This is a genomic window from Algisphaera agarilytica (assembly GCF_014207595.1).
Classification (GTDB): Bacteria; Planctomycetota; Phycisphaerae; order Phycisphaerales; family Phycisphaeraceae; genus Algisphaera; species Algisphaera agarilytica.
Map to the genome: position 1 here is coordinate 3,356,924 of NZ_JACHGY010000001.1, position 13,179 is coordinate 3,370,102.

Below are 13,179 nucleotides of genomic sequence, written 5' to 3' on the forward strand. Positions count from 1 at the left end.
ACGACATCGACCCCCCGCATGACGGACTTAACCGTTGCAGACGGAAAAACTCGCCCACCCCAGTTTGGAGGCGCAGTCCGCCTAATGCCGATAACCCCAACATGGACCATACCGGCCGTTCCAACCCGCGAAGCCCGCTTTTTGCTGCGAAAAACAGCTCCATCAGCGCTCGAACGCCCCGTGAACGGCGCACCGGCCCGGGCACACTGCTCGTCGGGACGGCGCTCTGCGTCCGACAACTCCTGCCCAGCCTCCTCACCCTCGATCCGGCCCCGTCGTTATTGGGCTGTCTCCTGCCCAAGCCCGCGATCTTGCCGCTGCCGGTCCTGGGCGGATTCGACCAGCTTGAAGCCATGGCCCAGCGCCCCGAGGTGCAGCAGGTCCTCGTCAGCCTGCCCGCGGTGATGGACGATCAATTGCGGACCATCGCGGCCACGCTCGATCGCCTCGGCGTGACCTGGCGATACCTCCCGCCCCTGGCCGACCAACTCGCCGGGCACTCCACCCCCCGCAACCCCAAGCGTCGGACCGGCGGCGTCGATCCGACCCAGCTCATTGACCGTCAACCCCGGCCGCTCGACGAGCCCGCCATCCGGGCCGGCGTCACCGGCAAGACCGTGCTCATCACCGGAGCGGGGGGGTCCATCGGCTCGGAGTTGGCCCACGTGGTCGCCCGCTTCAACCCGTCGCGGCTGGTGCTGGTCGAACGCTCCGAAAACTCGCTCTTCGAGATCGACCGCCAGATCGCTCGCCGATACCCCGGCCTCGTCCGCGAGACGGTGCTGCACGACGTGACCCAGGCCGAGCGCACGCTGGACCTGGTCGAACGCATCGCCCCGGCGGTGATCTTCCACGCCGCGGCGCACAAGCACGTGCCCATGATGGAGAACCACCCGGCGGAGGCGGTGGAGAACAACTTCTACGGCACGCGCAGCATCGCCGACGCCGCCAACCAGGCGGGCTGCGAGCGGTTCGTGATGATCTCGACCGACAAGGCGGTCAACCCTTCGTCGGTCATGGGCGCCAGCAAACGCCTCGCCGAGCTGTACATCCGCCACCTCGACCAGGGCAGCGACACGACGTTCTGCATGGTGCGGTTCGGCAACGTGCTCGGCTCGGCCTGCTCGCTCATCCCGATCTGGACCGATCAACTCGGCCGCGGCGGCCCGATCACGGTGACCCACCGTGAGATGACCCGCTACTTCATGACCATCCCCGAAGCGGCGGGGCTGGTGCTCCAGGCCGGGGCGTACGCCGAGGGCGGCGAAGTCTTCCTGCTCGATATGGGCAAACCGATCCGCATCCTCGACATGGCCGACCGGTTCCTGCGGCTGCAGGGCTTTGCGCCTGATGTGGATGTGAAGATTGAGATCACCGGCCCGCGTCCCGGGGAAAAACTCTTCGAAGAACTCGCCTACACCGGCGAAGACATGCTGCCCACGCCGCACGAGTCGATCCGCATCTGGCGTGCCGCTCAGCCCGAGCCGGCGCAGATCCAGCAGATCATCTCGACCTTCGATCGCTTGCGTGACAAGTCCAGCGACGGGTCACGCCGGTGGCGCGACACCAACTCCGAGGCCATCGTCACGGCGCTGCGGTCGCTGCTTCCGGAGATGGTGAAAGCGGCGTCGGCGGCGGGTTGATCTCGCGGTCCGCGGTCGCCGTATCCTCAACCCCGGTTTCCGGATTCTCTTCGATCAACGGGTAGTACCGCTCGGCGATCTGTCGGACCGCCTCGCCGTAGCCCTTGGGGAAGCCCCAGACGTTGGTCTCGGGGGTGATCGCCAGCCCGCGTTCGGAGGGCGTGAGGTCGTGGGCGAGCAGGAGGAACAGGTCCGACGCCACGCCCGGGTTTTCGGTGTGGTGCGAGTGTCCGAGGCCGTAGGTTTTTTGGCCGGTGATATCGATGATCGAGACGTGGGGGTGGGACTTGAGCCACAGCCGCTGGGTTTCGTCGAGGTAGTCGCCGGTGATGCTGCCCGCCCGGATGATGCCGAAGAGCAGTCGCGTCGCCCAGGCCAGGGCTTTGTCGTCCGGCGAGGTGTAGATGGTCATCTGCCGGGGGATGTCGTGGAACCCCTCGCGGAAGAACCGTTTCTGCAGCACGTCCACGTCGATGTCGGGCGCGACCAGCACGACGTTGTCGATGCGGAAGCGTTGGTGGAGTTGCTCGGGCGACTTGTCGTAGCCGATAAGACGCATCTCCCGCAGCGTGTTCGAGGTGAGGAACGTGCCCATGGAGTGCGCGACGATGTTGATGCGCTCGGCGTCGGTGTGGTCGGCCAGGAAGACCAGCAGCTGGCGCAGGTCGCTCACGGCATACGTCGCCGACTCGCGGTCTTCCAGGTAGTCCAGCAGGTGTTTCTGCGAGGGCCAGGCGAAGGTGATGACCGCGCCGCGTCGGCCGTTGTAGTGGTGCAGGCTCGCGGCGGACTCGATGGCGTCGATAAACGAGTTGCGGTAGCCGTGGATGTAGACGTAGACCTCTTTGTGATTGGTGGCCTGCATCTCGGCGTTGAGGGCTTCGGCGAAGCGGAACGCGCCCCGGCCGGGGTCTTTGCGGTTGAGGAACCGGACTTCGATCTCGTCGCGATCGTCGCCGGTCGCATCCTTCACGACCCGGGGCGGGGCGGTGGTGAGCAGCGAGCCGTACTCTTCTGGGGGATCGACGGTGAGCGCCGGGCGTTTGCCGCCGAGCGGGCCGATGGTTTTCTCCATGAGCTCGTCCCAGGACAGGTCTTTGCCGAACTCGACGTTGAGCTGGCCGAGGATGAGCGAACTGGCGCGGGACCGGCCGTAGGGCCCCTCGGAGCTGCCGGGCGAGGCTTTGCGGTTGGTGGCGTAGAAGATCGTCGCGTTGCCGTGACGCTGGCTCTCGGGCAGGTTGCTGAACGGGTCGGCCCGCGACTGATCGAACATGACCGGGGCCCGCATGAGCGAGCGTTGGCATCCGGTCAGGACGAGTGGCAACACGACAAGGCCGAGCAGGAGTAACCGTTTGCCCCAAAAAATCGTGAAAGCGTGCGTCATGAACCGGCTCCGGCACCGTCTAGTAGAAGAAGATGGATTCTACCAATCAATCACGTGGGTTTGCGTTGGTCGGCGATGCCGGTTACCAATCCGGCATGAACCAACGCCCCGCCAACGAACTGCGTCCCACCACCATCGAACCCTTCCCCGCCGGTGCCCCCGGCAGCGTGGTCATCACCGCGGGGAAGACCAAGGTGCTATGCACCGCCAGCGTGCAGGCGGATGTCCCCCGGTGGATCAAGAAAGACCCCGAGACCGGCCTGCCGACCCACGGCTGGGTGACGGCCGAGTACTCGATGCTCCCGGGCTCCACACCCGACCGCAAGCGTCGCGGCACCGACGGCCGGAGCACCGAGATCCAGCGCCTCATCGGCCGGGCGCTGCGGGCCGCGGTCGACCTAGACAAGATGCCGGGCCTGGCGATCACCTGCGACTGTGACGTGTTGGTCGCCGACGGAGGCACGCGGACCGCGGCCATCACCGGGGCCTACGTCGCCCTCGGTCAGGCGCTCAACTGGGCCCGGGAGCAGGGCCGACTCGAGGGCGACCCCGTGGTCAGCCCGATCGCGGCGATCAGCGTGGGCATCATCGACGGCGTCCCGACGCTCGACCTGGATTACCCGCTGGACGTCCGGGCCGAGGTGGACATGAACGTGGCGATGAACGGCGAGGGCCAGTTCATCGAAGTCCAGGGCACCGGCGAGCAGGGCACCTTCGACCGGGTTCAACTCGACGCCCTGCTTGATCTGGCTCAGGACGGAATCAAAAGTCTCATGGCGATACAACAACAGGCTCTTTCATGAATCACATCTCCAACTGGGTCGCGGTCGGTGTCGGATTGTGGGCACTGACCGTGGGCGGGACGGCTCGGGCCGACGACGACGGCGTCGACGGCCAGGCGTTGATCCAGCAGGCCATTGAGCTTGGTGGACGAGAGCTCCCCGCCGACGCGGTCGAGGTGGAGATCTGGATGAAAGAGCCCATCGCTGCGCAGCGCGTGATCCAGCTGGGCAGCCAGTATTTCGTGTTGGAGGAAAGCACGGGCAAGGTCCGCCCGGGCTGGTCGGAGTCGCCGGGGAAGATCGAGGTGAGCAGCTGGTCGTCCGCGGAGAATCTGCTGGCGCAGCTGGCGCTCCCGCCGATGCCCGAGGCGCCGGAGGGGGTGGAGGTCCGCTCGATCTTCGTGCCGCAGGACCAGGGCATCCGCGTGACCGGCGACCCGACGGGGCGGTGGCTGTATGTGCTGGGTTTGAAAGGTGCCGTCGAGCGGTACGACACGGATACCGATCGGGTTGAGCTATTTGCCGACCCGAAGGTCTACCTGGCCGATCTCGATGAAGAGGTCAGTGTGATGGGCCTGTGCTTCGACGAGCAGCAGCGGATGTACCTTGTGGTGAACACCCGCGACGAGGATGTCGACCCGATCATGCACCACGTGGCGATCTACCGCAGCGCCCCGATCGAGCACGGCGGCGTACTCGGTCCCGAGCTCACGCCCTGGGTTGAGGTGTCCTACCCTTGGGGCGGCCACCAGTTCAACCACGGCGTCGCCCACATCCGGCAGGGGCCCGACGGGATGATCTACGTCGGCAGCGGTTCTCGCACGGATGCGGATGAAGATTTCGACGAGCCGAACATCGCCGACGGCGGCGAGGTCGAACTCACGTCCTGCATCTGGCGGATCGATCCGGCTAGCGACGAACCCCAAGTCGAGGTCCACGCGCAGGGCCTCCGCAACGCGTTCGGGTTTGATTGGGACGCCCAAGGCACCCTGTGGGCCAGCGAGAACGGGCCCAACAAGAACCCGCCCGGCGAATTGAACGTGATCGAAGCAGGCAAGCACTACGGCTTCCCGTACCGCTATTCGGATTGGGAAGAGAACCCGTATGAGCACGTCGCGGAGCCCCCGGCGGGCCTGAGTTTCGAGCCCCCGGTGATCAACCGTGGGCCAGCGGGGATGGGCGAGGGCTCGGAGTCACTCGCGACGTTTGATGCCCACTCGTCTCCAGCGGGTGTCGCATATCTGGGAGAGGCGTTCGGCGAGAAGTGGCGGGGCGCCTTGGCGGTGGCACGGTTCGGCAATATGATCCCCGGCGAGACCGTGGGCTACGACCTGCTGCTGGTCCGTCCGCTTCCTGCAGAACAGGCGGGAGGGCCGCGTGAGGTGCAGACCACGGTCTTGCTGGAAGGATTGGCCCGGCCGCTGGGCGTTTACGCGGCACCGACGGGGCGGTTGTATGTCCTGGAACACTCCCGCCAGGCGCCGGGGCGTCAGAGCTGGGCCGCAGCGGGCGCGGCGGGGCGGTTGTTGGAACTCCGGTTGCTGGACTGACGCACCCCGGCCAACCCCGCATAACGCCGGTCTGCGGTAAACTGTGGCGTACGGATGCCCTGGACGCTTTACAAATACATCTTGCGTGAATTGATCAAGCTGCTGGCATTGACCACGGTGGTGTTGGTCATCGTCATGAGTTTTGCGGCGGCGGTGCAGCCGATGAGCGACGGCAAGCTCTCGGCCAGCCTGCTGGTGAAGTTTGTGATGTTCATCGCCCCGACGGTGCTGGGCTTTGCTCTGCCGTTTGCCGGGGCGTTTGCCACCACACTGGTCTTCATCCGTATGGCCAGTGACAACGAGATCCTGGCGTGCTCGGCTTCAGGGATCAGCTACATGCGGGTCCTCGCTCCGGTGGTCGCGCTCGGCTTGGTACTCACCGGCGGCATGATGTATCTGTCGAACTACGTGGTGCCCAGCTTCCACCGCATGGCCGAGCGGACGCTGCAGAGCAACGTGATCAGCGCACTAGTGACCCAACTCAATCAGCAGCAGGCCTTCCAGTTCCCCGGGGAAGACATCGTCGTGTATGCCGACTCGGCGGTCGAGTTCGCCCCTTTGCCCACGCCCGACTCGGTCCTGCCCATGACCCAGCTCGTCCAGCTCAAGGGCATCGTGGTCGGAGAGACCGACGGAGACGGCCGCATCCTGCAGGACACCACCGCAAGCAACGCCGTGCTGCATATCTACGGCAGCAGCGAGACTGAGGATTCCTGGGGGGTGTTCGAACTCGAGGACGCCGTGCGCAACTCTCCGGCGACCGGCGTGATGATGTCGTCGGGCTTCTTCAAGATCGGGCCGGTGAAACTTGAGAGCCCGTTTGGCGACGACCCCGCCTTTCTCTCGGCCAAGGACCTGCGCAAGTACGAACGCGAGCCCGAACGTTCCAGCCAAATTCGGACGCGGATCCAGGGGCTGGCCTCGGCGATGGCGACCGAAAGCCTCCGCAAGGCGTTTGTCGTGGTCAAAGACCGCGCGGTGCTGCACGGCGCCCTCGACGGCGACCGTTACGTGCTCTCGGTCCCGAGCGTGGAAGAAGACGGCGAGATGCTTCGGCTCTCGTCGCAGATCGACCGACCGATCCGGGTGGAGTACTTCTCCAATGGCCTGATCGAGGGCACGCCTTCTCGAAGCTACGAGGCCGACTCGGCGTTGGTCCGCGTGAGGACCAACGCTTTGACGCTGGAGCCGTCGATCGACATCGTGCTCAACGATGTTCAGGTCAGTGCGGTCGGCGGCGGGCCGGCGATCGGCAACCCGACGGTGCGGTTCCGTCAGCTCACCTGGCCGGAGTTCCTGCCGGCCGACTTGAAAGAACGGCGGGCGGCGGAGCTGTTGGCCGAAGCGGGTGGTGAAGAATACGGCGCATCCAAATCGGTGGGCTACGCGGTGAACCTCTTGGAGAAGTCGCTCATCATCCTCCGCCGAAACATCGTGGGCCAGCGGCACGAACGAGCGGCCTCGGCGGTGTCGTGCTCGCTGCTCTTGCTGCTTGGCTCGGTCTTGAGTATCCGCCTCAACGGGCAGTCCCCGCTGGTGGTCTACTTCTGGAGCTTCCTGCTGGCGATCGTCACGCTGATCATCATCAACAGCGGGTTGAATCTTGCCGCAGGCAGCAAGGGGTCGCTGGTTGTGGGGATGTCAGTGGTGTGGTCGGGCAACGCGTTGCTGCTGGTGGTGTTGGTTTTGTCGTACCTGAAAATGTCCCGCAACTGATGAGCGATTGGATCATTCGGCGATCCGCCGAAGCATTGAAGATGTCATGAAAACCCTGGACCTCTACATCATCCGCCAGTTTTTAACGAACTTCATCATGTTGTTCGTGGTGGTGATGTTGTTATTCGTCGTCGTCGATTTCATTGTCGATGTGGACGAGTTCGTCAAAGCGGGTCAGGTCCACAAAGACTCGTGGTACGGCATCCCCGCGCTGGCGACGGTCGGGACCATCGTGGATTACTACGTCCCCGTGGTCTTGCTGGTCTACGTGTTCTTCAACGGCCTGATCGTGGTTGGCGCAATGGGGTTCACGATCGTCGGGCTTCAGCGTAAGCGCGAACTCACCGCCGTGATCGCCAGCGGGGTGAGCCTGTACCGCGTGGCGGCCCCCGTGCTGATCGCGGGGATGGTGCTCAGCGCGGTCACGCTCCCCGTGCAGGAATTTATTCTGCCGCCTTTGGCGCCGAAGTTGGTTCGGCCTAAATCGGCACTCAGTCAACCCAAGAAGGGGCTGGAGAGCAAAGAGGTGTTTTTCGCGCAGGCGGGCGGGGGTGACCTGCTCAGCGCGTCTCGTTTCGATGCCAATCGTGGTGAGCTTTCGGGGCTGCACATCATCATGCGGGACGAGACCGGCACGAAACACACGGAGATTAAAGCCGAGTCGGCGCTGTGGGACGACGCCCAGGCGGCTTGGGTATTCAATGAGGGGTTTGCCGAGAAGCCGCTGTCTCAGGCCGACGCGGAGCGAGCCACCACTCGGACGAAGTACCCCGTGGAGTCTTACGCCACGGACCTCTCCCCGACGGTGATGCTCGCGCGTCGGAACGCGTTGTTCGCCAGCCTGCTGTCGATCCGGACCCTCGAGGGGTTGGCCGACAACCAGGCGGTCAGCCCGGCCCAACGGGACAAAATCTCGCAGATCATTTCCAGCCGATTCAGCCTGATGGTGTTGAACGTCTTGTTGCTGGTCATGGCCCTGCCGTTCTTCCTGAAACGGCTGCCGGGAGACACGCTGAGTTCGTCGCTGAAGGCCGCGGGGCTGTGCATCGGTGCGTGGGGGGGCGGCCTGATGATGTTGCAGCTCTCGCCCGGCTCACTGCCGGTGGGTGGGGCGGCGTTGGTGGCGTGGTTGCCGGTGGCGATGTATCTGCCGGTGGCGGCGTGGCTGCTGCAGTCGGTGAAAACGTAGCGAGGGATCGGCTCAAATCCTGAGAACTCGGTTGGCTGAATCGCCTCGCCATCCAAAGCGGGGCGAGCCGTGTTATCGGTCGGTGAGGGCGCCCGTTTCGATTGCGGGGGGATAGCGGGGGGCTTAAGCTATGGGGCTCATGCAAGCGAACCGGATCGACACCATTTTCACTGATTTACGGGCTTCGGGCGGGAAAGCGCTGATGCCGTTTTTGACCGCGGGCGACCCCGACCTCGCGACGACCATCCGTATGCTCGAAGCGGCACAGGAAGCCGGGGCGTCGATCTGCGAGATTGGCATCCCCTTCAGCGACCCCATCGCCGATGGACCGGTGATCCAGGCCTCCATGTCCCGTGCGCTGGATCAGGGATTGAAGGTTGAAGAGGTTTTCGCCGCCGTGGCCGAGGCCCGTCCGCGTCTGTCGATCGGGCTGGTGGCGATGGTGAGCTACTCGATCGTCCACCGCATGGGTTTGAAGCAATTCATCGGGCGCGCTAAGGAGGCAGGCTTCGACGGGTTCATCTTCCCCGACCTGCCGCTGGCCGAGTCGGGTCCCGCCCGCGCCGCCGCCGCCGAGGCGGGGCTGATCCTGAGCATGCTGATCGCCCCGACCACGCCGATCGAGCGGGCCGAGCAGATCGCCGCCGCGAGCACCGGGTTTGTGTACGTCGTCTCGCGCCCGGGCATCACCGGCGCCCGGGCATCGCTTCCCCCCGAACTCCCGGCCCGCCTGGAACGGCTGCGGGGGGTGACCGACCTGCCCATGGCGGTGGGCTTCGGGATCAGCAGTGCCGAGCAGGTCCGCGAGGTGGTCAGCGTGGCGGACGCCGCGATCGTGGGCTCGGCCCTGGTCGCCCAGATCCACGAATACGCCCAGGAATCAGCCGACGCCGCGGTCACCGGTGCCGGATCGACCATCGCCCAACTCACACAGGGACTCACCTCCAACGCCCCATAAAAAACCGGCAGCGGACTTAACCGGCCAAGCGGTCGATGAGGATTGCATGTTGGCTCGCCCAACGATCCCCGACGGCCAAACCCGCGTATGACTCTCGGCCCGAGCAACGATCCGCCAGCCCGAATCCAATACCCAAAGGTCTGACCGTAATGAAAATGAGCCTACGACGAACCGCCTCGCCCGTCCGGCAGTTTTTCCTGACCGCGATCATTGCCGCGGTCTTGCTCGCCAGCTTCGCCTCGACCCACGCATCCGCCCAGCTGGCCAGCGACGAAGTCACGGGTGAGCAGCTCGTCGCCGACATGCTGCTGCGTTTGGCGATGCAGACGCTGAGCGACCCGCGTAATACTGGCGAAGAACTCCGGGAAGATCAGCTCGCTCAGTCTCAGGTCATGATGGACTTGGCGTTGGAACTGTCACCCGATGACGCCGATCTGTGGGCCAAGCAGATTTATCTGGCTGAGCTCGTCGGCGATAGCTCCGCGGTGCTGACGGCACTGCGTCGTTATGTCGAGCTGAAGCCAGAGCACGACGCGTTCCGCCTCCGCCTCACGCTGGCCGAGTTGTCCGAGGTCGAGACGCTCGACGGGCGGCTGGCGATCCTCGAAGACAAGCTCGCCGAGGCGCGGACCTTCGATTATTCCGATGCCTATGTGTCCCGCCTGGCTTCGGCGGCCGCTTCGATTGCCCGCGAGATCGGGAACAACGACGCCTTTCTGAAAAACCTCAAGACCGCCGTCCGGGCCGACTCGGCCAACGGCGAAGCCGCCATGCTCACTTATGAGCTCGCCCTCGAACGCGGGGCCAAGCCGTTGAACATCGGCGCCGCCGCGATCAACCTGGTCCGGGCGCGTCCGCTGGATTCCGACTCGCGATTGCTGCTGGCTGACGCGTTGTACAACCTCGGGGTCTACGACCGGGCGGTGCGTCAGTTCGAGGTCGCGGCCGAACTCCCGCGCGGCACACCGATCCCCCCCTCGGTCTGGTCCACGTGGTCGAGCAGCCTGATCGCTTCGGGGCAGACACGTGAGGCGGAAGACTTCATTGAACAGGTCGAGCAGGAACTCGCCAGGCCCGCCGAAGAGGGCGGGGCCGAGGCGGCCTTACCGCTTGAACTCGAATTGCACCGGCGCATCCTCCACGGCGATACCGAGCCGGGGCAGGCGGCGTTGAAGAGTGTGATGGATCAGCTTCAGGCCCGCATCGACGCGGGAGACAACGAGGCGAAACTCGAGCTGGCGTGGATCACTGCTTTGTTCGGCGAGGACACCGAGCCGGTCGGCCCGATGCTCGAGGGACAGGACCGCAACGATCCGCGTTACATCCGCGCGACGGGTTTCATGTTCATGCGTGAAGGCGCTGAGCGTTGGGCCCGCAACGCCTTCGAGCAGGTATCCGAAACCGACCCGATTTCCGCGTACGGCCTGGCGTTGCTGATGGGCCGTGACGACGCCGGACGGGCCCGCTTTGTCCGCAGCGTGGTTCACGACCACCCCGGCACCCTGGGCGGCCTGCTCGCAGCGAGCATGCTCCACGAGCTGCGTCGTGACGTCATGCCGGGCCCCAACGGCAAGGCGGTCGTCGATGCGATGAACCGGCTGCCCATCGCCCTCTGGCGTTTCGACATCGATCGCAACCCCTGGGTTTCCATGCGGGCCAACTTCGACTCGTCCCGGAGCCAGTTCCTGGAGACGATCGATGCGGAGCTCATCGTTCAGAACGGGTTGGATATCCCGCTGCCGATCGACCCGGCGGTGGGGCTGGGCAACCAGGCGTATATCTCGTTGTCTGGTTTTATTGCCGGACAATCCATCGGGCAGTTCCCGCCGATGATCATCGACATGCGTGGCCGGCTGACGCTCAACCCGCGTGAACGCTTGATTACCGACATCCGGATCGACCGCTCGATCTTCGGCTTGTTCCTCACGCGGTCCACGCCCACCACGCTGACTTACAACACGACCTTTACCACCGATCCCCGTTTCCTGCCCAACGGTGCGCTGGTGCCCGGCACGCTAGGTGGGATCGACACCGTGCGTTCGCTGCAGGCCTTCGTGCCCGCGATGGCGGCAGAGAACCTGACCAAGTGGGCCAGTGACGTGGCTTCCGGGGTTGGCTTGCCGCGTTACGTGGGTTTGAACCGCTTGGCCCGCGCGGGTGATGCGCTGGCGCCCAGCGCTCAAGTCGACCGCGAGCTTTCTCAGCTTTGTATCGAGACACTAAAAACCGCTTATGAAACGTCGGGACCCGTCGATCAGGCCTGGATCCTGCTGATGCTGACACCCGACGCGAACAACTCCCAATTCCAATCCATCCTGGATGAGGCCAAGCGTAGCGAGAGCGATCTGGTCCAGGTCGCCTTCCTCTCCGCGCACGCCAGCGGACCGGACGACACCGCACTCACCACCGCGATCCGCGACGGCTCGCCACGGGTGCAGCGCTTTGCCCAGGGTCTGCAGGAATTCCTGCGTCTGCCACCTGCCGAGGCGCCCGCCGCCCCCTGATCGTTCATAAGGGGTTGTGTGACGACGAACTTGATGGTGTTTGTATGAAACTACCGTGGTCGCCTGGAGTGGGGGAGGGTCTGAAGAAGCACCTGCGTGCTTGGGTCGGGCGCGATGCGATGGCTTTTCGGCTGTGTCGACAGAGCTTCCGTAATGAATCGGTCTTCCGGGATCAGACCAAGGCTTACGAAGACGCCGAGCTCAGCCAGCTCGAGGATTTTCTGCTTTGCGCCCACGGGCAAACGCCCGAGCCCGCGGATGTCTTCAAGCGGCTGCAGTGGGGCGGGCAGATACTGGCGATCGGCTCGGATGCCGAAGCGATCCGTCAATACGCCCGGGTCTTTGCCGCGCACGATTCTTTTGAGTTGGAAACCGCGCCGCGTTCGACGTTGGCGCAGGTCTGGGGGGTGCCCCTGCCCGGGTTGGGGCGCAAGCTGCACTACTTCGTAGTCCGCAAGGTGACGCTGATCCTTCCCAACGAGGACACCGTTCGCTTCACCTTCGACGTGCGGCTGGTGAAGAAGCCCGAGCTCGGCGACGAGTATGTGGTCATGAAGCAGGTGCCGCGTTACCGCAACGTCGTGAGCCGCCTGCACAGCCGGTTCCCCGAAGCGACTCAGCAGGTGTTGCTGACGCGGGCGGAAAAGTTGGTCAAGCGGGTGTTCCCCGTGTTCCTGACGCGTGAGGCGGGCTTTCTGCAGCTGCTCCATCGCGACCTCCCCGATGAGTTCAAGCAACGGATGCCGCAGGCGCTGGGCTTCGAGAAGGCCCCGGACGGAACCATCAAGCGGCTGTACATGTCCTGGCTACGTCTGGGCGGTGAGCCGTTGTCTCACATGGAGTTCGCGCAGCAGGCGGCGGAACTGCTTAGTGTGCTTCACGACAAGGTCGGCGTGATTCACCTCGACCTGCGGCTCGACAACATGGTCATCAGCGAGGGCAAGGTCTGTTTCCTGGACTTCGGCTCTTCGGTGCGGGTCGGCGAGAACGTGCACGAGAGCCCGCTGCTCAGCTCGCTCTTCGACGAGATGATGAACACCAGCCAGATCCAGCGCACGATGGGTAAGATGCGCGACGCGGGGCGGTTGACGTCGGATGTACTGGTCGCGGCCCAGGGCAAGATCGACCGCGGGGTCGACATGTTTTATCTGTCGCTGCAGATCAGTAAGCCCGTGAGCAACCCCGAATTGCTCCCGCTCATCCGATACGACGCGCTATCGCCCACCGCCAAGCGGATTAAGTTGCTCACCGACTCGATCCTGCGCCCGAGTAATCCCAACCGCCCGCACTTCATCTCGGCACATGATGTCTTCCTGGGGCTGCAGAAGATTGAGCAAAAGCTGGTCGAGGCCGGCGAGGCTGATTGAATCTCGGGTTTGCGGAATTTAGGGCGGGCTTCTGCGGGACATCCTGTGCGCCTATGGTTAAGCTGAGCGAATATCAATTGGAG

9 protein-coding genes are annotated in these 13,179 nt (G+C 64.5%); 8 read left to right on the forward strand and 1 reads right to left on the reverse strand.

From position 1 onward, the window contains the following. Positions 1-101: 101 nt before the first annotated feature. Positions 102-1,643, forward strand: coding sequence for a polysaccharide biosynthesis protein (locus HNQ40_RS14570; RefSeq protein ID WP_184678562.1), 1,542 nt, complete (start codon positions 102-104; stop codon positions 1,641-1,643). Here HNQ40_RS14570 and HNQ40_RS14575 read toward each other — a convergent pair. Continuing rightward, positions 1,585-3,030, reverse strand: coding sequence for an alpha/beta hydrolase (locus tag HNQ40_RS14575; protein ID WP_184678563.1), 1,446 nt, complete (start codon positions 3,028-3,030; stop codon positions 1,585-1,587). The two genes, HNQ40_RS14570 and HNQ40_RS14575, sit on opposite strands and share 59 nt — an antisense overlap. 32 nt (positions 3,031-3,062) lie before the next feature. Between HNQ40_RS14575 and rph the strand changes: the two genes are divergently transcribed. The 7 genes from rph (at position 3,063) to HNQ40_RS14610 (ending at position 13,096) form a co-directional block, all read left to right on the forward strand. Then, complete coding sequence (gene rph / locus HNQ40_RS14580) at positions 3,063-3,833, forward strand: ribonuclease PH (protein WP_246402879.1); 771 nt, start codon at positions 3,063-3,065, stop codon at positions 3,831-3,833. After that, positions 3,830-5,362, forward strand: coding sequence for a PQQ-dependent sugar dehydrogenase (locus HNQ40_RS14585; RefSeq protein WP_184678565.1), 1,533 nt, complete (start codon positions 3,830-3,832; stop codon positions 5,360-5,362). The genes rph and HNQ40_RS14585 overlap by 4 nt, the downstream gene beginning before the upstream one ends. Positions 5,363-5,416: 54 nt before the next feature. Continuing rightward, positions 5,417-7,078, forward strand: a complete 1,662-nt coding sequence (locus tag HNQ40_RS14590) for an LptF/LptG family permease (protein WP_184678566.1) — start codon at positions 5,417-5,419, stop codon at positions 7,076-7,078. A gap of 46 nt (positions 7,079-7,124) precedes the next feature. Continuing rightward, the gene (locus HNQ40_RS14595) at positions 7,125-8,267 is read left to right on the forward strand and encodes an LptF/LptG family permease (protein WP_184678567.1); all 1,143 of its coding nucleotides are present in this window, start codon (positions 7,125-7,127) and stop codon (positions 8,265-8,267) included. Between the two features lie 139 nt (positions 8,268-8,406). After that, the gene (gene trpA, locus HNQ40_RS14600) at positions 8,407-9,225 is read left to right on the forward strand and encodes a tryptophan synthase subunit alpha (RefSeq protein ID WP_184678568.1); all 819 of its coding nucleotides are present in this window, start codon (positions 8,407-8,409) and stop codon (positions 9,223-9,225) included. A 155-nt stretch (positions 9,226-9,380) separates the two neighbouring features. Beyond that, on the forward strand, positions 9,381-11,729 hold the full coding sequence (locus HNQ40_RS14605) for a hypothetical protein (RefSeq protein WP_184678569.1): 2,349 nt from the start codon (positions 9,381-9,383) through the stop codon (positions 11,727-11,729). A 44-nt stretch (positions 11,730-11,773) separates the two neighbouring features. Further along, positions 11,774-13,096 (forward strand): hypothetical protein, encoded by a 1,323-nt coding sequence (locus HNQ40_RS14610; RefSeq protein ID WP_184678570.1) that lies wholly within the window; start codon positions 11,774-11,776, stop codon positions 13,094-13,096. Positions 13,097-13,179 lie beyond the last annotated feature (83 nt).